This window comes from Rhizobium sp. USDA 3886, assembly GCF_056279785.1.
In genome coordinates this window covers 2438261-2454997 of record NZ_JBWCDC010000001.1, presented here as the reverse complement: position 1 = coordinate 2454997, position 16737 = coordinate 2438261, and the positions used below count along the sequence as shown (strand labels likewise).

The 16737-nt window shown below is 59.3% G+C and carries 20 protein-coding genes and 2 tRNA genes; 13 read left to right on the top strand and 9 right to left on the bottom strand.

What is annotated here, in order from left to right:
* Window positions 1-42: 42 nt before the first annotated feature.
* Window positions 43-303, bottom strand: a complete 261-nt coding sequence (locus ACZ9BX_RS12615) for a hypothetical protein (protein ID WP_476219989.1) — start codon at window positions 301-303, stop codon at window positions 43-45.
* Between the two features lie 163 nt (window positions 304-466).
* On the opposite strand from ACZ9BX_RS12615, the gene ACZ9BX_RS12610 reads away from it, so the two are divergent.
* Window positions 467-730, top strand: coding sequence for a BON domain-containing protein (locus tag ACZ9BX_RS12610; protein WP_476218271.1), 264 nt, complete (start codon window positions 467-469; stop codon window positions 728-730).
* A gap of 3 nt (window positions 731-733) precedes the next feature.
* Here the strand turns inward: ACZ9BX_RS12610 and ACZ9BX_RS12605 are convergent, their stop codons facing one another.
* Complete coding sequence (locus ACZ9BX_RS12605; protein WP_260307628.1) at window positions 734-859, bottom strand: hypothetical protein; 126 nt, start codon at window positions 857-859, stop codon at window positions 734-736.
* 175 nt (window positions 860-1034) lie between these two features.
* On the opposite strand from ACZ9BX_RS12605, the gene ACZ9BX_RS12600 reads away from it, so the two are divergent.
* Complete coding sequence (locus tag ACZ9BX_RS12600) at window positions 1035-1295, top strand: hypothetical protein (protein WP_476218268.1); 261 nt, start codon at window positions 1035-1037, stop codon at window positions 1293-1295.
* Between the two features lie 254 nt (window positions 1296-1549).
* Here the strand turns inward: ACZ9BX_RS12600 and ACZ9BX_RS12595 are convergent, their stop codons facing one another.
* The 3 genes from ACZ9BX_RS12595 to ACZ9BX_RS12585 all read right to left on the bottom strand — a co-directional run bounded on the left by ACZ9BX_RS12595 (window position 1550) and on the right by ACZ9BX_RS12585 (window position 2610).
* On the bottom strand, window positions 1550-1792 hold the full coding sequence (locus ACZ9BX_RS12595; protein ID WP_027513344.1) for a DUF982 domain-containing protein: 243 nt from the start codon (window positions 1790-1792) through the stop codon (window positions 1550-1552).
* A 257-nt stretch (window positions 1793-2049) separates the two neighbouring features.
* Entirely contained in the window at window positions 2050-2394 is a 345-nt protein-coding gene (locus tag ACZ9BX_RS12590) for a hypothetical protein (protein ID WP_027513345.1), read from the bottom strand.
* 141 nt (window positions 2395-2535) lie between these two features.
* Window positions 2536-2610 (bottom strand) — tRNA-Thr (locus ACZ9BX_RS12585).
* Window positions 2611-2762: 152 nt separating this feature from the next.
* Between ACZ9BX_RS12585 and ACZ9BX_RS12580 the strand changes: the two genes are divergently transcribed.
* The 11 genes from ACZ9BX_RS12580 (at window position 2763) to ACZ9BX_RS12530 (ending at window position 9589) form a co-directional block, all read left to right on the top strand.
* Window positions 2763-2957: a hypothetical protein gene (locus tag ACZ9BX_RS12580; RefSeq protein ID WP_476218265.1), complete on the top strand. Its 195-nt coding sequence runs from the start codon at window positions 2763-2765 to the stop codon at window positions 2955-2957.
* A gap of 105 nt (window positions 2958-3062) precedes the next feature.
* Window positions 3063-4355 (top strand): UDP-N-acetylglucosamine 1-carboxyvinyltransferase, encoded by a 1293-nt coding sequence (gene murA / locus ACZ9BX_RS12575; protein ID WP_476218263.1) that lies wholly within the window; start codon window positions 3063-3065, stop codon window positions 4353-4355.
* A 118-nt stretch (window positions 4356-4473) separates the two neighbouring features.
* Window positions 4474-4911 carry a DUF2948 family protein gene (locus ACZ9BX_RS12570; RefSeq protein ID WP_132559097.1) on the top strand — a complete coding sequence of 146 codons (438 nt, stop codon included), beginning with the start codon at window positions 4474-4476 and terminating at the stop codon, window positions 4909-4911.
* 36 nt (window positions 4912-4947) lie between these two features.
* The gene (gene hisD, locus ACZ9BX_RS12565) at window positions 4948-6246 is read left to right on the top strand and encodes a histidinol dehydrogenase (RefSeq protein ID WP_476218260.1); all 1299 of its coding nucleotides are present in this window, start codon (window positions 4948-4950) and stop codon (window positions 6244-6246) included.
* 3 nt (window positions 6247-6249) lie between these two features.
* Window positions 6250-6723: a UPF0262 family protein gene (locus ACZ9BX_RS12560; protein ID WP_027509827.1), complete on the top strand. Its 474-nt coding sequence runs from the start codon at window positions 6250-6252 to the stop codon at window positions 6721-6723.
* A gap of 5 nt (window positions 6724-6728) precedes the next feature.
* Window positions 6729-7205 (top strand): arsenate-mycothiol transferase ArsC, encoded by a 477-nt coding sequence (locus ACZ9BX_RS12555; protein ID WP_027509828.1) that lies wholly within the window; start codon window positions 6729-6731, stop codon window positions 7203-7205.
* Window positions 7206-7324: 119 nt separating this feature from the next.
* Entirely contained in the window at window positions 7325-7543 is a 219-nt protein-coding gene (gene infA, locus ACZ9BX_RS12550; RefSeq protein ID WP_003545338.1) for a translation initiation factor IF-1, read from the top strand.
* 46 nt (window positions 7544-7589) lie between these two features.
* Window positions 7590-8210 (top strand): Maf-like protein, encoded by a 621-nt coding sequence (locus tag ACZ9BX_RS12545; protein WP_027509829.1) that lies wholly within the window; start codon window positions 7590-7592, stop codon window positions 8208-8210.
* 17 nt (window positions 8211-8227) lie between these two features.
* On the top strand, window positions 8228-8437 hold the full coding sequence (yacG, locus tag ACZ9BX_RS12540; RefSeq protein ID WP_476218256.1) for a DNA gyrase inhibitor YacG: 210 nt from the start codon (window positions 8228-8230) through the stop codon (window positions 8435-8437).
* Window positions 8438-8618: 181 nt separating this feature from the next.
* Window positions 8619-8694, top strand: a tRNA-Phe gene (locus tag ACZ9BX_RS12535).
* Window positions 8695-9292: 598 nt separating this feature from the next.
* Window positions 9293-9589: a hypothetical protein gene (locus tag ACZ9BX_RS12530; RefSeq protein WP_476218254.1), complete on the top strand. Its 297-nt coding sequence runs from the start codon at window positions 9293-9295 to the stop codon at window positions 9587-9589.
* Between the two features lie 390 nt (window positions 9590-9979).
* Here the strand turns inward: ACZ9BX_RS12530 and ACZ9BX_RS12525 are convergent, their stop codons facing one another.
* The 4 genes from ACZ9BX_RS12525 to ACZ9BX_RS12510 all read right to left on the bottom strand — a co-directional run bounded on the left by ACZ9BX_RS12525 (window position 9980) and on the right by ACZ9BX_RS12510 (window position 16729).
* Window positions 9980-10159, bottom strand: a complete 180-nt coding sequence (locus ACZ9BX_RS12525) for a hypothetical protein (protein ID WP_476218252.1) — start codon at window positions 10157-10159, stop codon at window positions 9980-9982.
* A 96-nt stretch (window positions 10160-10255) separates the two neighbouring features.
* Window positions 10256-10444 (bottom strand): hypothetical protein, encoded by a 189-nt coding sequence (locus ACZ9BX_RS12520; RefSeq protein WP_476218250.1) that lies wholly within the window; start codon window positions 10442-10444, stop codon window positions 10256-10258.
* A 1053-nt stretch (window positions 10445-11497) separates the two neighbouring features.
* Window positions 11498-14782, bottom strand: a complete 3285-nt coding sequence (locus tag ACZ9BX_RS12515; RefSeq protein WP_476218248.1) for an AAA family ATPase — start codon at window positions 14780-14782, stop codon at window positions 11498-11500.
* A 132-nt stretch (window positions 14783-14914) separates the two neighbouring features.
* Complete coding sequence (locus tag ACZ9BX_RS12510; protein WP_476218246.1) at window positions 14915-16729, bottom strand: hypothetical protein; 1815 nt, start codon at window positions 16727-16729, stop codon at window positions 14915-14917.
* Window positions 16730-16737 lie beyond the last annotated feature (8 nt).

The following is a 16737-nucleotide window of genomic DNA, read 5'->3' as shown; positions in this document are numbered from 1 at the left end:
GTTCCTTGAATGTTCTCGATAATGATTCCTGTCAAGCGCGCTTCAGTGGATTGACATGACTTGCTGCCGCATGAGCTTGAGACTGCGATCCGGCTGAAGGATATATGTTTCCTCGACCCGGTTGCCGCTTGAATCGTTGAAATTGTTGTAGACGGCGCTGCCGATGGGCGATTTGGCCAGTTTCGTTCGCGGCTGCCCGCCATGGGTCAGGCTGCCAGGAATGGGCGTGGGCTCCGATGTGCCGGAGGACGTGCAAGCGCAGAGCAGAACCGCCGCGAGAAAAGCAGAAATGATCACTTTCATTGAACCACCCTCGGCTACCGATCCATCGCATATGGGCAACCTGCCAGTGCACGCCAAGGGCAGTTCCAAGATAATGCTTGTTTCCCAATGAGCTACCCCGGGCACGCAACGAAAAGCCGGGTTGGAGCGTTAACGGCATGATCCTGTGGTGGAGGCAGCGGCCGTGGTACTTCGGCTCGAAACCTGGAAGGAATATGAGAGTTGCTGCAATGAGGGGCATAGCAGTTCAGCCACGAAAGCGTCGGTGGAAAGCGCCCTCCGCGCGGCCTACGACTTGGACGCCGGCGAAATCACGGTTGTGGTTCTCGGCCGCTATGTCGTTCTGGAAGGCTTCGTCCGTCGGAAAGGCGACGAGGATCGCGCTGCGGAGATTGCAGAGGACATCGTAGGCAAAGGCTATGTCAAAAGCCGGCTGCTGCGGCGGTGACCGTCAGTTCGGTTCCGGCTGCTGGATGGTCGCCGCCGGCGTGTCGTCTTTTCCCGCGCCCTTGTCGAAAGGTTTGATCACCAGGATACTGAGAATCGACGCGACCATCGCTGCAATAATGACAAGCATCAGTGTTCTCATAGCAATTTCTACTTTGAATAACGTGATTCCGGACTAATTTAATTAAACTTTCTCTAGCGAGAAAAGTTCCGAAAGATTCTTGCGAAAATGTGCAAGAAAAAAACTGGAACAAAAACTGCATCTCACGTGTTTGATCGTCTGAATTTCAACGCTGGAGACTGTTATGAGGATGATATTCCATCTGGGCGGCGGCGCCGTTCTTGCTGCATCTGCCGCATTTGCCACATCTGCGTCCGCTGCGCTCGAAATCGGTATCAATTATTATTCTGCGCTGCCGCAGGATCAGATTGCACTCAATGAATATACGGCCGCGCCCGGCTGTACTCCGGCCGAAGCGCATTATCTGCCATCCTTCATCCGTGCCCCGGACGGCACCATCATCGGCGTCGGCTATGTCGAAATGGAAAACGACAGTGGCTGCTGAAAAGCAAAAACAGCCATGGGGTGTTTGCGTGATCGCGCTCGGACGAGGCTCGCCTGCTTGGAGCAGAGGGAACGAGCCTCTAACCATCATCATGATGGCTGCGGCGTTCTATTGGCGGCGGCCGCAGACGCGCAACCGCTTTAAAATGGGTTTCCAGCCTATCCTGGTTCAACAGTTAATGAAAATAGTTGGCCGTGCCGTAACGGCACGGAGAAGAATGTTCCGGTTGATGCCGCAAGCGCCTGTCGCGCTCGTCAGTGCAGCTTCAGCTTGGCTTCTTCCGCCGCTGCCAGAAACTCGGCGCGGGCTTCCTCGGCGGTCTTGCGTCCATCCAGTGCCGCGCGGCAGGCGCTGCGGGCCTTGAGATAGCGAAGCCCGCGCGTTGCGGGCCAAAGATCGGTGAGGCATTTCAATGCATCGAACGGGCCGTTCACAGTTCGCGCATCGGCGTTTTCGAACCCGACCTTGACTGGATTGTCCCATCTTTCCGTTGCCATAGGCGTATTCCTCCGGTGTTTACGCCAAAACGCACATCCAGCCCGTTGCGTTCCCCTCGCAAGGGCTGTGCACACATGGGTTATATTAGCTGGTTATTTATTGTCGGCAATCGGGTTTGATCGCGACGGGCGTGGAGGCGTGAAACCGGACTGAATTTGATGACAAAATGGCGCTGGCGAGCGGATCACGTTTATCGGATGACCGCTCGTTTTTGCAATCAGCGCGCCCTGCAGCCAGATTGGCGTCTCGCCAGTCCTTATCGAGGAAGAGGCGGGCAACCGAGCCCGGAGGTCCCTGTTGCCGCACTATCCTGCTCTGCCGCTGAATTCGTGCATGTCGTCGACGGTGACGGGATTGCAGGGTTGACGCCGCCTGGGTTGACCGTGCTGCCGCTCCTGTTCAGATCGACGGCACCGGGATTGATCGTGCTGTTGGAGATGCCGGGATTCGTGCGTGTTGTCGTGCCCGAGCCGGTATCATTGAGATTGGGAGCTATCGTGGTTCCGCTGCCCGACCCTCCTTGGGTGCCGGTCGTTTGTGCGAAGGCAGTGGTTGCGACGGCAGCCGCCACGATCGAACCCGCGATGAGACGAATAAACATGAGAGCGTCCTCCGTGATTGCCTAATCATAGAACCGCAGTCCGCGGGGCAGGGTTCGATCACAAGGAGTTGAGCAAGGGCCTCAGGTATGACCACGCGTTATCATGGGACGGATCGCGAAGAACTTTTTTCCGGGAAAAACTGGTGCTGCCGAGTGGGATTGAACCACCGACCTCACCCTTACCAAGGGTGTGCTCTACCACTGAGCTACGGCAGCAGGACCAGGACGCATGAGCCGGACGGCTGCGATGCGTGAACGGGGGGCCTATTGCCACAGCTTCTTGACAAGCGCAAGCCGCAAATTCCAACTTCGCATGTATTAAGGCGACGGCCCTTTTTGCGGGAGGCGGAATCCGCTAAACATCAAACATGGACGACAAGACGGAAAATGCCACAAAGGGCCGCAAGGCCGTGATCGAAGAGCAGGCGAAACGGCGCCGCGAGCGCGCTGCCGAAAAGCTCCGTGAAAATCTCACTCGCCGCAAACAGCAGACGCGCGCGCGCCGTTCGGGGCAAGCAGACGAGACGAATGGCCTTCCTGCCGCAAAAATGGACGAATCATAATGTTCGGTCCACGGCGAATTGAAGCGTGCCCGGAATTCGTCTAAAGACCCCCATCCCTTTTAAAGGCAGAACTTTCAGAAAGGCGGGCACAGCCCGTAAGTCCATATGGATCGTATCAGAATTGTCGGCGGTAATGAGCTCAATGGCATCATTCCGATTTCCGGCGCCAAGAATGCCGCCCTGCCGCTGATGATCGCCTCGCTTTTGACCAGCGATACGCTGACGCTCGAAAACGTGCCGCACTTGGCTGATGTCGAACTGCTGATGCGCATTCTCGGCAATCACGGCGTCGACGTTGCTGTCAATGGTCGCCGCGAGCGCCAGGAAGACTCCTATGCGCGCACGATCCATTTCACCTGCCGCACCATCGTCGATACGACCGCGTCCTATGAGCTGGTCTCGAAGATGCGCGCTTCCTTCTGGGTCATCGGTCCGCTTCTGGCGCGCGAAGGCCACTGCCGCGTGTCTCTGCCTGGCGGTTGCGCCATCGGCACGCGTCCGGTGGACCTTTTCCTCGAAGGACTCAAGGCGCTCGGAGCAAATCTCGAAATCGACAGCGGCTATATCAACGCGACGGCGCCGAACGGCGGCCTGATCGGCACGCGCTATACCTTCCCGAAGGTTTCCGTCGGCGCGACCCATGTGATGATGATGGCTGCGACCCTTGCCCGCGGCACCACGGTCATCGGCAATGCCGCCCGCGAACCGGAAGTTGTGGACCTCGCCAACTGCCTGAACGCCATGGGCGCGAAAATTTCCGGCCACGGCACCTCGACGATCACCATCGAAGGCGTGCAGTCGCTTTCCGGCGCGCGCCACCGCGTTCTGCCGGACCGCATCGAGACCGGCACCTACGCCATGGCCGTTGCCATGACGGGCGGCGACGTCGTTCTGGAAAACACCGATGCGGCTCTGCTTGAAACGGCATTCGAGACGCTCCGCCGCGCCGGCGCGGAAATTTCGTCGACCAACAACGGTGTGCGCGTCAGGCGCAACGGCGCGGGCATCAGGCCGGTCGACATCGTGACCGATCCCTTCCCGGGCTTCCCGACGGACCTGCAGGCGCAGTTCATGGCGCTCATGACACGCTCCTCCGGTATTTCGCACGTGACGGAGACCATCTTCGAAAACCGCTTCATGCATGTGCAGGAGCTTGCCCGCCTCGGCGCGAAGATCTCGCTTTCCGGACAGACGGCGAAGATCGAGGGCGTGCCGCGGCTGAAGGGCGCACCGGTGATGGCCACCGATCTTCGCGCCTCCGTCTCGCTGGTAATCGCCGGTCTTGCCGCCGAAGGCGAGACGATGGTCTCGCGCGTCTATCACCTCGATCGCGGCTTCGAGCGGCTGGAAGAAAAGCTCACCCGCTGCGGCGCGATCGTCGAGCGCGTCAGCGAATAGGGAAGGGGCGTCTCTACGCCCTTAATCCCGGTTGCGCATTCCGCCGCAGCATCCTATTTCCCTTGTCTGACGCATCGCCATCCCGGCGGTGCGCGATAGAACCAGGGGTTTTGCCTGCATGACAGATCTGAAGCTTCTTGCGCTCGATAGTGAAGACCTCGCGGTGGTCTCCGCCCATATGCAGGACAGCGTCTTCAAGGTCGGCGACATGACATGGTCGCCGCGCAGCGGGCAGTTTTCGATAGCCGCCAACCGCTTTGTCTGGGAAGATGCCCTCAATAAACGCAAGGGCTTCGAGCGCCATCGGGCGGCATTGGTCCTCAAGCGGGTTCTGGCCGTCCGCTCCGCTGGGATCGACCGCAAGCGGCGCGACGAGGTGCTGTCCCTGCTGTCCATCGGCTTCGAGCAGAAAGGCGAGGGGCCGGAGGGGACGATCGAGCTGACGCTTGCCGGCGCAGCCGAGATCCTCCTCGATGTCGAATGCATCGAAGTGCTGCTTGCGGATATCGGTGGAGCATGGGAAACCACCTCCAAGCCGCGCCACCCCGGCGCCTGAAGACTTCCCGTGTCGAATTGAGAAGGAATATCTGCGTTGGCAATCTGGCTGGATCAGGCATCGGACGGTTTCGAGCAGCGCTTTGCCGCATTTCTGACAACCAAGCGTGAAGTTTCGGAAGACGTGAATGTGGTGGTTCGCGCCATCATCGACGACGTGCGCGCCCGCGGCGACGCAGCGCTTGCCGAATACTCGAAGAAATTCGACAGCATCGATTTTGCCAATGTGCCGATGCGTGTGAGCGAAGCGGAAATCGATGCCGCAGTGGAAGCCGTGCCTGCCGAAGTGCTGGGCGCGCTGAAGGTTGCGGCCGTCCGCATCGAATCGCATCACCGCCGCCAGTTGCCGAAGGACGATATCTACGAGGATGCTATGGGCGTCGAGCTTGGCTCGCGCTGGACGGCGATCGAGGCGGTCGGCCTCTACGTGCCGGGCGGCACGGCAAGCTATCCGAGTTCGGTGCTGATGAATGCGGTGCCGGCAAAGGTTGCCGGCGTCGAGCGCATCGTCATCGCGGTCCCTGCTACCGGCGGAACGGTCAATCAGGCGGTGCTCGCCGCGGCCAAGCTTGCCGGCGTTTCGGAAATCTATCGTATCGGCGGCGCGCAGGCTATTGCCGCGCTTGCCTACGGCACGGAGACGATCGCGCCGGTCGCAAAGATCACCGGCCCGGGCAACGCCTATGTTGCAGCCGCCAAGCGGCACGTCTTCGGCACGGTCGGCATCGACATGATCGCCGGTCCGTCCGAAGTACTGGTGATCGCCGACAAGGACAACAATCCGGACTGGATCGCGGCCGATCTTCTGGCTCAGGCCGAACATGACGCCAGCGCGCAAGCGATCCTCGTCACCGACAACGCCGAATTCGGCAAGGCCGTCGAAGCCGCGGTGGAGCGCCAGTTGAAGACCTTGAACCGCGCGGAAACCGCCGCCCGCAGCTGGCGGGATTTCGGTGCGGTCATCTTGGTGAAGGACCTGAAGGACGCCATCCCACTCGCCAACCGCATCGCCGCCGAGCATCTGGAGCTTGCCCTGGCTGATCCGGATGCCCTGCTCGCTGGAATCCGCAATGCCGGCGCGATCTTCGTCGGCGCCCATACGCCGGAAGTGATCGGCGATTACGTCGGTGGCTCGAACCACGTCCTGCCGACGGCGCGCTCTGCCCGCTTCTCCTCCGGCCTTTCCGTGCTCGATTTCGTCAAGCGCACCTCGATCCTTAGGCTCGGCCCGCAGCAGCTGCGCGACCTCGGTCCAGCGGCGATCGCGCTTGCGGTTTCCGAAGGCCTCGATGCCCATGCGCGATCGGTCGCGATCCGCCTCAATCTCGAAAGGTGAGGCATGGCGAAGGGCGACTTCCGGCTTTCTGATATCGTCCTTGACGATACGATCGGCCGTTCGACGCCCGATGTAGAGCATGAGCGGGCCGTTGCGATCTTCGATCTCATCGAGGAAAACAGCTTCGAGCCGGTTGGCCATAGCGGCGGACCCTACCGGCTGAAGATTTCACTGGTCGACTCCAAGCTCGTCTTTGCGATCACCACGGAAGACGGACGGGATGTTGCGACCCATATCCTGTCGCTGACGCCCTTCCGCCGGATCGTGAAGGACTATTTCATGATCTGCGAGAGCTATTACGAGGCGATCCGCTCCGCCTCGCCTAGCCGCATCGAGGCGATCGACATGGGACGGCGCGGCATCCACAACGAGGGCTCGCAGACGCTGAAAGACCGGCTTGCCGGCAAGATCGAGGTCGATTTCGACACGGCACGCCGCATCTTCACGCTGGTCTGCGTGCTTTATTGGCGCGGATGATCGCGATGGCGCCGGCTCCCACCACGGCAGTAGGAAAGGCGCCCGGCGCGATTCTCTTCATGTGCGGGTTGAACGCCATCCGCTCGCCGATCGCCGAAGCGATCGCCCGTAGCATCCTGCCCAGGAATACCTATATACGCTCCGCAGGCGTTCGCGCCGGCGAGCGCGATCCCTTCGTCGACGTCGTGCTCGAGGAAATCGGCCTTTCGCTTGGGCGTCGCCAGCCGCAGACGCTTGACGAACTCGAGGACGATTACTTCGATCTCATCATCACGCTCTCGCCGCCAGCCCATCACGCCGCACTAGAGCTGACGCGGGCAAGCGCCGTCGATGTGGTCTACTGGCCGACGATGGATCCGACGGTCGCAACCGGGACCCGCGAGCAGATTCTGGATGCCTACCGTGAGGTGCGCGACCACCTTGAACAGCTCATCGAAACCCGGCTCGTCAGGAGAAATGGCATCGCCGCGCAATCGGCGTGAAACAAAAGGAAGAAAGCCCGATCAACGAGGTTCACAAATGACCCCTGATTGTGTAGTTTCCGCGCAAATTTTGAGGCGGCCAATGCCGCCATCTCAACCGACAGGAAGAAAACCTTTATATGCCTAAAGAAGAAGTCCTCGAATTCCCGGGTATTGTGACCGAACTTCTGCCGAACGCGACCTTTCGCGTGAAGCTCGAAAACGAGCACGAAATCATCGCCCACACGGCAGGCCGCATGCGCAAGAACCGCATCCGGGTGCTCGCCGGCGACAAGGTTCTTGTGGAAATGACGCCTTACGATCTCACGAAGGGCCGCATCACCTATCGTTTCAAATAGGCTTGGCCCGGAAGCCTGAAGGGCTTCCGTTTCCGGTCGAGGGTCCATGGCGCTCACATACAAGCTCATTCTGGCTTCCGGCTCGCCGCGCCGTGTCGACCTGCTCAACCAGGCAGGCATCGAGCCCTCGCGCCTGCTGCCGATGGATATTGACGAGACGCCGAGGAAATCCGAGCATCCGCGCTCGCTCGCCCGGCGCCTGTCGACGGAAAAGGCGGAAGCCGCCCTTGCCGCGATCAAGGGCGACATGGCCTGGAAGGGCAGCTATATTCTTGCCGCCGACACCGTGGTTGCCGTCGGCCGCCGCATTCTTGGCAAGGCCGAGTTCGCCGACGAGGCCTCTGCCTCGCTACACCTGCTCTCCGGCCGCAGCCATTGGGTCTATACCGGCGTCTGCCTGGTAACGCCCGACCGTAAGGTTCGCCAGAAGGTTGCCGAGACGAAGGTGCGCTTCAAACGCCTTTCCGCTTTCGAGATCGAGAACTATCTTGCCTCCGGGCAGTGGCGCGGCAAGGCGGGTGCCTATGGCATCCAGGGCCTGGCCGGCAGCTTCGTGCAGAAAATGGTGGGCTCTTACACCAATGTCGTCGGCCTGCCGCTTTATGAAACCATCCTGTTGCTGACCGGCGAAGGCTTCGACGTGCATAGCCGGTGGCCCGAGGGCTGAGCCCAGAGGAGACAGTTATGCCGGAAGAGAACAAACCAGCCGCCAAGGTTGCACCGCTGCGCAAGGCGCGCCCCTGCCCGGAATGCGGCAAGCCCTCGCACCGCGACCATTACCCCTTCTGCTCCAACCGCTGCCGCGAGGCTGATCTCTCCCGCTGGCTGACGGGCGCCTATGCCATTCCGGTCACCGAGGACGAGAAGAAGGCGGACTACGACGACGAAGAGTAGCGGGAAAATCCACAGCGAACCCCTTCAATTTGCTCGCAAATCCGCAAAATATCCCCAGCCGCCGAAAAACTGTCATTTGATGCTTGCCATGGCCGGACAAGATGCTATAACCCCGCTCGTTTCCGGGGTGAACCAAGGCCCCGCTCTTCCTTCAGCGAAGAATGGCCTGCGAAGCACGGATGCCCAGATAGCTCAGTTGGTAGAGCAGCGGATTGAAAATCCGCGTGTCGCTGGTTCGATTCCGGCTCTGGGCACCATTTCCCATTCGGGAAGCCTTATTTCTCAACGATTGCAATGTATTAAGCGTTCCGCGAGGTACCCTACGAGGTCCACCGAGAGGAACACCGAGTATGATGATCGATCTCCCTTACGTACAATCTCGAAAGAACCACTTCCGATACAGGCGCAAGGTTCCGACCGCGCTCCAAAAGGCGTTTGGGAAACGTGAGATAGTAATCCCGCTCGGCAGGACAGAGGCTGAGGTTATTCGACGATGGCCCCAAGCCCATAAAGACGCCGAGCGACGACTGGCAATGGTGCTGCGAGCGGCTGAGAACCCGCAACACGCAGTTGCCCCGAGGACGCCGCTTGAGCGCTTCAAGTGGGCGAATGAACACATCGCTGAACTGGGGCTCGCTCCTGATTGGCGAGGCCAAGGGGACCCAGACGATGCCGAGGTGGTGGCCCGTGAGGTCATTGCCGAGAGTATTGCGGCGAAATCCCGAAGGACGATTGCGGCGACGCCTACGGGATCGCTAGCACCGATATGGCGTTACTCCGGGCGCTGGCCCTCGGCGCAAGACAGGAGATGAGGCCGATCGCTCGTTGACCGTCAACTCCGTTGAGAAATGGCCAATGAGACGGGAGCAATGGGCCGTTGCCTATTGGTTAGCTTCTCAATTCGCTAACGGCGGTGAGGAGGTCAATCGGAGTAATATTTTGCGTGCCATGGCATGGTTTGAGGCAATTCCAGATTATGTAGTCGACAACGTTGTCGATGAGAAAAAAATCAAGAGCTTCGCCAAGGACTGCACCGGCTTGGCCAGCTTTGAAGCACTCGGCGTGACGACACTAAGACTGAAGCAAGTGCTGAACGAGCTTAGTCGCTTACCCTCAATGATCGATTTGAGCGATGCATACGAGACGTCATAGAACTCTACGGAGATAACTTCCTGCCCGAGACATTTGCCGTTGACTGTAAGAAAGCGAAAAAAATCAGAGACAAAGCGGCCCACGGAGATAGCGACACCCACGAGACTGATTTCCGGGGTTTCGTGACTGCCACTGCCGCAATCGAGACGCTGGCCTTGTTGGCGACAATTAGATCATTAGGGGTAGATGCCAGCAAACTCCGGGCTGTCTTGAACAGATTTAATCCACATCCCTACGCCAGCTATTTGCGTTGGGCTTCTACGCGAGAAACGGTGCAGTGAAGCGGTCGGTCGCTGCGTGCGTACTGGGTGGCTGGACTTCATGCCTTAGAGAAGTCGCTGCTCTGTCGGCGGAGACCCAGGTCAGAGGCAGAGCCTACCTCCTTAGGGATCACCTTGAGGGGACCATAGGGTTCAGCGTATTGGCCAGATCGATGGCCATCTCCTTGTCCAGCTTGCGAAGGACGATCCCGTTGACATTGGCGGTGTCCCCGGTGTGCATGTCATAGACAGACCAGTGGCCGCTCTGAAGCTTCTTAGCGTGGTACCTCGGGTTGATCGGAAATCTCATTGTTCCTCTCCTTATTGTTTCGTTCGATGGAAATATAAGTGAGGGTTCATCGATCCGTTACCCCGGTGGACGCATAGCTGCCATTCAGGGACAACCTCAGGGCCGCTTAAGGGGTCCCTCTTCATTCTCATTACGGTTCAGCCGCTCGACCAACTCGTCGGCCTCCTCTTCGGACAGCATGTCCATGACGATCCCATCGATAACGACCGGCTGTCCGGTTATCGCATCGACTACCGTCCAGTAGACGTTCAGGTTCTTGTGACGGCTATATCGCTCGGTTGCCATAAGGTGTGCCTTTGGGTGCTGTGGCGCAGATCTGGCTCTCCTCTTCCCCTTCTTCGTCCCCTTCTCTTGGGCGTTAAGGATAAATTCAAGGTTGCTAGCGGTATCGTGAGGTAACCGATCGAGAACCGCTCCGTTCGCTTCCGCAGCCCTTCCTTCGCGGTAGTCTATGACACGCCACGTGCCGTCAGGGTTCTCCTCTAAACCGTACCGCCTGTAGGGCATTGGTCACCGTAGGTTACTTTAGGTAAACCTAAAACGCAGACCTCGGAATATTTGTTGCAAATTTCTGAGCGACCCATCGGATATGCAGCACACGCGGTGACCCCCCGGTACCCCCTTCGATCTGCCTCATGCGCCGCGTCGGTCGACCCATTGTCACCTTCTTTTGTCACAACGCGTCTAATTCCACAATGAAATCAGCGTTTCACACTAGATGCTGTATCCTGTGAAGGCAGGGGCGGAGGCTAGGGGGCTATGAAGGGGGCTATGAAGGGGGCTATGAAGGGGGCTATGAAGGGGGCATTGAAGGCCAAGAATGTTCATTCGAGTGCCTTCTAATCGGTGTCTTTTGATCCGACTGCCGTTCAGTGCAGCGCTAGGGGACCGTTCAGGTCAACCAAAAGGCGTACTAAGGCAGCCGAGAGTGAGCCAAAGGTATAGTTTATTAGTCTTTGCTAACTGAGATAGTATGACAAATGACGAATCAGCTAGAATACGGCTTTATATGTCGGCTGAAGCTCAAGATAGGCGCAGCGATGAGATACGAAATCGAGCGGGAAAACAACGGAACCTACCGTATCATAGATCATCGAAGAAGCGATCAGGTCGCGGTATGGGAGGACGCAGTTCAAGTTCGCTTATCGATTGGCCTTGCAAGTGCCCTCGTGGGATATATGAACGCGAAGGACCGGCACGACACGGCTTTCGGTCGCCAATCCTGAACGCGCTTCGACAATGAGTTGTTTGTCACCATGCAACGAGATGCAACGCCATATGGCCAACGATTTGTCTCCATCCAATAAGCCCTGGACAACGTGACATCGCCCTCGCAGTTTATGGAAGTCGGGAAGCGGCCGGGCGTCGCCCTCTTGGCCTGCGCCTGAGCTTTGCGAGGACCGGTTCGAACTCATTGTCAATTTCACGCTGGCGCCCAAGCGAATCCAAAAGGGAAGCCAGACTTTGGGTTGCCTTGACTTCCCAGGTTTTCGCACCTTGCTCGCGCGCAAGATCCATCGCTTCACGGAAAGAGGCCTCTGCATCTACTGGGTCGTCTCTCAGCTGGAGCTGGACCTCGCCGCGAAGCCGAGTGAGTTCTGCGACGAAATAGTATTCGCCCGTGCTTTGGGCGTGCTCCAGCCCTTGTTCAATCGCTGCAGCGGCCTTTCTGAGATCACCTGATTGAATGTAGGCATTCGCAAGCAGCCCCAAGTAGCAAGACTTATCGATCTTTTGCTCTCCAAGCCCGTCGCAAACCGTTTGCATGCTCTGCAATCCAGCGGGATCGTGATTCGCACTGCCCGCCGCCCAGCCTTTGAAGAAATTTCCCATATTTTCCCAAAGCTTGAGCCCATGCTCATGAGCCAGCGGCACAAGCTCCTCAGTCGCGTGCTTCAGCCTGGCAGTGTTGTTCTGCAGGGCTAACAATATACAACCGTTGCCCAGGCAAGCAGACAGCCTATATTCCCATCGCTCAACCCGGGCCGCGGCTTGCTTGCGCGTCACGACTTCCGCCTTACTGTACTGCTCGAATGCCTGCTTCGGGTGGCCAAGAAGGTGCATTGTCCAGGAAAGATACAGATAGGCCATGCTCGGGAAATCGCTGCCGACCAACTCGGCCTGCGACTCATAGCCGAGCGACCGTTCAAGATAGCGGCGGGCGCCCCTGAAGTTGCCGCCGCAAAAGATGCTCATGCCTTTGAACTGCAGGCCGAGAACGCGCGCTCTGAGGCTGTCGCTTTTTCTGCCAATTTCGATCAGCTGGTCGCTAGCCCATTCGGCATCGGTGAAACGAGCCGAGTTGAAGGCGGTGCCGAACAGGCCGTCTAGAGCGCTGATCAGCGCCTCCGAGTCGCCAAGCTCTTGGCTGAGACGCATGGCGTTGCGATACGCTGTACTACCCTCGCGCGTCACATATCCGAATGTAGCGTACAGAACATCCCCCCGCTCAAGTTCGAAGCGCAGGGCCTTTTCGCTGCGCGCCCGCGAAGCCGGCAGCCGTTCGAGACAAGCCAGACCCATCGCGAACATGTTGGCTGCCTCGACCTTGGCCCAGGTCTTTGCCACATTGCGGCCGGCAGAGAGCCAGCAGTCGGCCGCCCGATCAAACATACCAGCCTCTGCGAAATGCTGGGCAAGCAGCTCAGGATGTTCTGCCGCATTCTTTGGGTCCAGGCTTTCGATGGCTTGCGCCACCAGTCGATGCAGCTCCTGGCGGCGCTCGCGTACCAGCGTGCTACGAGCCGCCTCCTGCAGCAGAGCGTGCGTGAATGCGTACGAGGATCGACTTGCGGAGAGCTGAGGTGCAACGAGCCCCGCATCTGTCAGTCGCACAATCGCGGAGCCGAGAGCCCGCGTCGAAAGACCGCAGAGATGGGCCAGCAGCTTGAGATCGAACTCGCGGCCAATGACCGCCGCCATCTGCGAAATCACCTTGCCCGGCCCCAGCTTGTCCAAGCGCGACAGCAAGGATAGTTGCAAGACCCGGGGAACGCGGATGTCAGGTTTTGGGGCCTCCTGCTCCCGATGCTCGAGAGGCAGTCCCGTCTCCATTGCCGCGCGCGTAAGTTCCTCGACATAAAGCGGCACGCCTTCGGCCTTGTTGAGGACGCGTGCGCGGGCCTCCTCTGAAAGGTTTGCGCCTGCTGCAACGTCATGAACCAGCGTCCGGGACTCATGCCAGCTCAGGCGCGTCAGTTCAATTTCGAATAAATGCCTGGCTTTCGCGCCCGTCCCCGCGGACTTTCCGCGACTGGTCACCAATATCAGCATCGGATGCGAGGGCGCCTCGTTGATAAGCACGTCCAGGACGTCGCGGGACGACGGATCAATCCATTGCTCGTCCTCGAACGTGGTGAGAACGGGATTGAGTTGAGCGACATGATGCAACCAGTCCACCAGGACCCGGCGCGAAATGGCCTGCTGGCGTCGGGAGCTCAACTCTACAGGTGGAGAATCTGGCTGGGGAGTGAACAACTGCGGAATGGACAAGAGCCTCGCGAATATCGGCAGCGATACTTCTTTCGGAATGCCACTCGTTGCCAGAATAGCCTCGAGCCGGGGCCGCGTGACGTCTGGTGGATCCCCGTCCCGGATTCCCGCGTAGCGTTTCAGAAGATTGAGAAATGGGTAGAAGGCGCTGTTGGAGAAAGTCGCCGAGCACTGAAGCGCCAAATGCGTGCATCGCGGGATCCGCTGCTGGACCTCGAAGGCGAGGCGGGATTTTCCGATGCCTGGTTCTCCGGATAGAATAACGACCCGACCGCGACGTTCCGCGACTACCTTGTCCCAATGCCTGACGAGCCTGCGCAGCTGCGCGCTTCGGCCGACAAACTTGAACAATCTGGTCTTCTTGGCAAACCGGCTTTCGAGGACTCGAGGACGGTCAACACGCCAGACCCGGAGTTCGGGCAATCCCTTCAGCGAATGCAGCCCCATGTCTGTGAATTCGAACGCGCCGGCTGTTGCATTGTAAGTATGCTGATCCGTCAGGACGGTTTGAGGGAGAGCGAGAGCTTGCAACCTTTGAGCCAGGCTCGGAAGGTGGCCAAAAGGGACAGGCGGTCCGCCCTCCGGTGCGTCGAAAAGCTTGGCCACTACCGAAAGGCCGCTTGCAACTCCGACACGCACTTGGACAGGTCCACCGGGGACATCGATGTTTGGCGCGATTTGTACGATGTCCAACGCCGCCTGTATTGCACGGTCGGCGTCATCCTCTTCTGTGATCGGATATCCAAACAATGCCAGGAGAGCGTCGCCACTGTAATTTACAATCATTCCACCGCGGATTTTCACTATGTTGGTACATCGCTGAAGATAGCTCTCCGTCAATTTCCTGAAATCTTCCGGTTCTAGCCGAACAGCGTACTCCGTTGAGTTTACGAGGTCACAAAACAGAACAGTTATCTGCCGCCGCTCCGTAGCATCCTGAGGCGGGCCTTCCTCGTCCAGCAACTTGATGGCGGCCAGCATTTTCTTGCGCGGACCGAGCGGGATTTGCATTTCCTGCAAGTCCTGGTCCGAGAGAAGCCGCAGAGAGTCGAAGTCTATCTGGAAGCGCGCGAAGGTACTTACAAACTGCTGAAGCCCCAAGCCGCCGAGCCATTTCGCAACGTCGTCCATTATATAGCTCCCAGTGCGCAGCCTGTAGTCGCTCTCATCGAGCGGACAGAGTCGGACAGTAGGCACAGCAACGATGTGGCCGGTCCTAGCGGCTGTCAACCCAACAGGAGCGGATGAATGTCGAGGCCCCGGTCACCCGCAGGTCACGTCGGTGTAGAGCAGATGATCTGCCGGCCCATAGGCAATGTTGCTCTGATCGAAGCAAAACCGCTTGGGGGCAATTCGCAGGAGATAACGCTGACCGCAGACCGCGGGCAGATACAATTCGAACAGCCGAGGCGATCTGGATGGAGCAGGCTCCGTCCACCGCGTGTGCCCCGCATAGGAAACATTCTGGATGAGCCTTGCCGTGACGGAGATCGCGATCCCCTGCCTGACGAGGGTAAATCCCGTTCCTTTGGCGTCCTCCATGCTCGGATAGCCGGCTACGGGAGTGCCGCCGGACGCCGCGATCGCCTGTTGGCGGATCGCCACATTGAATCGCACGTCATCGCGTTCGGGAACCCCGCCGTAGTCGTTGACATATTTCCAGCTGACACGAAGCGCGCGACCGGCATCGGCCCCATCAGGCGGCACCGGCAGGACTTCGACAGCTGCGTCGACGAGCCTGGTGCCGTCCGTCTCCGGAGCGGGGCAGGGCGTGTAGAGAGGCCGATAGCCGCACTCCGCGCCGCCGGCGCCCCATAAGCAGGTGCTCAATTTTTTCCAGTCCGAAGTACCTATTTCCGGGCTCATCGCGGACAGGTCATTGCCGCCCCCAGGTACCATCCACGGGTGGATCTTGCCAGCGCCGCCGCGGCGCGCCCAGTCAGTTCTGTGTCTGTCAATCTGCCGGAGTGTCTTTTTCTCGTCCTGAAGGACGAGCGTCTGCCCCCAGCCGGGATTGGATATAAACGGTTGGCGCGCGACGGCATCCGCCGCCAGGCGCCTGCCTGTCAGCTGGGTCGTAAGCGTGTGGCAGTTCGTGCAGTTCCCGGTCGGATCCCGCACCGTCCTGGCACGCGCGATGTCGCCGTCGTACCTGCTGGTGTATCCGGACCCGATGATGCGGAACGGAGCGCCTTCGAGCCGAGGTCTTTCGGGCAAATAGTCGCCGAGACCAAATGCAGCCGCCCGAGCATCATTGCCTCCCAGCAGATACCCGACCCTCGACTGTCCCGCGTGTGGATCGACGACGTAAGGACTTTTGTTGTCATGGCATGAATGGCATCGAACCTGCAATGTAGGGTCGTACAGCGTTGCCGCGGCGGCCCGCCCGGTGGCGTCGGCGTAGGAGCGGCCGCCCGGCGGGACAAGGGGTTTCGACCAGTCGAACTCGGCTTGATCCTTACGTCCGTCAAAGAACACGATCTCGCCGGAGCTCTTGTTAAAGCCGATCGTGCCGAGGAGCGCAAAGCGTGGATCGGAGCGTTGCCAATAGGGATCATTCGCGACTTCGCGGCTGCTGTTCGACTTGCGGCAGAAGAACAGCCACTCCACATTGCCGCGAACAACACGACGCAAGCGCGAGTTCAGGCCGCAATAGGCGACGGTGCCAGCCAGCGAAGGCTTGTCGCACTTCGGGATGCTCGTGGTCCATTTGACCACGTTGCCGGAGACGTCGCGATGCTGAAACTCCAGGGCGCCACCGGGCCTGTCCGGATTGGGAACCAGATCGACGATGTTGCCGTCGACTTCGAGCGGAAAGGTTCTCGCATCCGCGCTACCGCAGTCTGCTTCAGGAATCGGCCCGAAGACGGCGCGAGCCTCGTCGCCAAACCGCGTAACGGCATCGCTGCTCTCGGAAGCCGGCTCCCAGAATATGTCCTCGTTCCAGCGTAGCACGGCATCGGCGAAGGTCTCGTCCGGGATCGGCGTGGGCCACACCGGTCCACCGGAATTGCCTGCCAGGCTGGTAAAGGCGATTGCTGTGATGACAGCCGAGCCGGCGACCAGTTTTGTGCGCAAGTGCCGCA

Excerpts from the sequence above, each read along its gene's own strand:
- ACZ9BX_RS12615 (WP_476219989.1), bottom strand. The coding sequence starts at position 303 with ATGAAAGTGATCATTTCTGCTTTTCTCGCGGCGGTTCTGCTCTGCGCT.
- ACZ9BX_RS12605 (WP_260307628.1), bottom strand. The coding sequence starts at position 859 with ATGCTTGTCATTATTGCAGCGATGGTCGCGTCGATTCTCAGTATCCTG.
- ACZ9BX_RS12600 (WP_476218268.1), top strand. The coding sequence starts at position 1,035 with ATGAGGATGATATTCCATCTGGGCGGCGGCGCCGTTCTTGCTGCATCT.
- ACZ9BX_RS12595 (WP_027513344.1), bottom strand. The coding sequence starts at position 1,792 with ATGGCAACGGAAAGATGGGACAATCCAGTCAAGGTCGGGTTCGAAAAC.
- ACZ9BX_RS12590 (WP_027513345.1), bottom strand. The coding sequence starts at position 2,394 with ATGTTTATTCGTCTCATCGCGGGTTCGATCGTGGCGGCTGCCGTCGCA.
- ACZ9BX_RS12580 (WP_476218265.1), top strand. The coding sequence starts at position 2,763 with ATGGACGACAAGACGGAAAATGCCACAAAGGGCCGCAAGGCCGTGATC.
- murA (WP_476218263.1), top strand. The coding sequence starts at position 3,063 with ATGGATCGTATCAGAATTGTCGGCGGTAATGAGCTCAATGGCATCATT.
- ACZ9BX_RS12570 (WP_132559097.1), top strand. The coding sequence starts at position 4,474 with ATGACAGATCTGAAGCTTCTTGCGCTCGATAGTGAAGACCTCGCGGTG.
- ACZ9BX_RS12560 (WP_027509827.1), top strand. The coding sequence starts at position 6,250 with ATGGCGAAGGGCGACTTCCGGCTTTCTGATATCGTCCTTGACGATACG.
- ACZ9BX_RS12555 (WP_027509828.1), top strand. The coding sequence starts at position 6,729 with ATGGCGCCGGCTCCCACCACGGCAGTAGGAAAGGCGCCCGGCGCGATT.
- infA (WP_003545338.1), top strand. The coding sequence starts at position 7,325 with ATGCCTAAAGAAGAAGTCCTCGAATTCCCGGGTATTGTGACCGAACTT.
- ACZ9BX_RS12545 (WP_027509829.1), top strand. The coding sequence starts at position 7,590 with ATGGCGCTCACATACAAGCTCATTCTGGCTTCCGGCTCGCCGCGCCGT.
- yacG (WP_476218256.1), top strand. The coding sequence starts at position 8,228 with ATGCCGGAAGAGAACAAACCAGCCGCCAAGGTTGCACCGCTGCGCAAG.
- ACZ9BX_RS12530 (WP_476218254.1), top strand. The coding sequence starts at position 9,293 with ATGAGACGGGAGCAATGGGCCGTTGCCTATTGGTTAGCTTCTCAATTC.
- ACZ9BX_RS12525 (WP_476218252.1), bottom strand. The coding sequence starts at position 10,159 with ATGAGATTTCCGATCAACCCGAGGTACCACGCTAAGAAGCTTCAGAGC.
- ACZ9BX_RS12520 (WP_476218250.1), bottom strand. The coding sequence starts at position 10,444 with ATGGCAACCGAGCGATATAGCCGTCACAAGAACCTGAACGTCTACTGG.
- ACZ9BX_RS12515 (WP_476218248.1), bottom strand. The coding sequence starts at position 14,782 with ATGGACGACGTTGCGAAATGGCTCGGCGGCTTGGGGCTTCAGCAGTTT.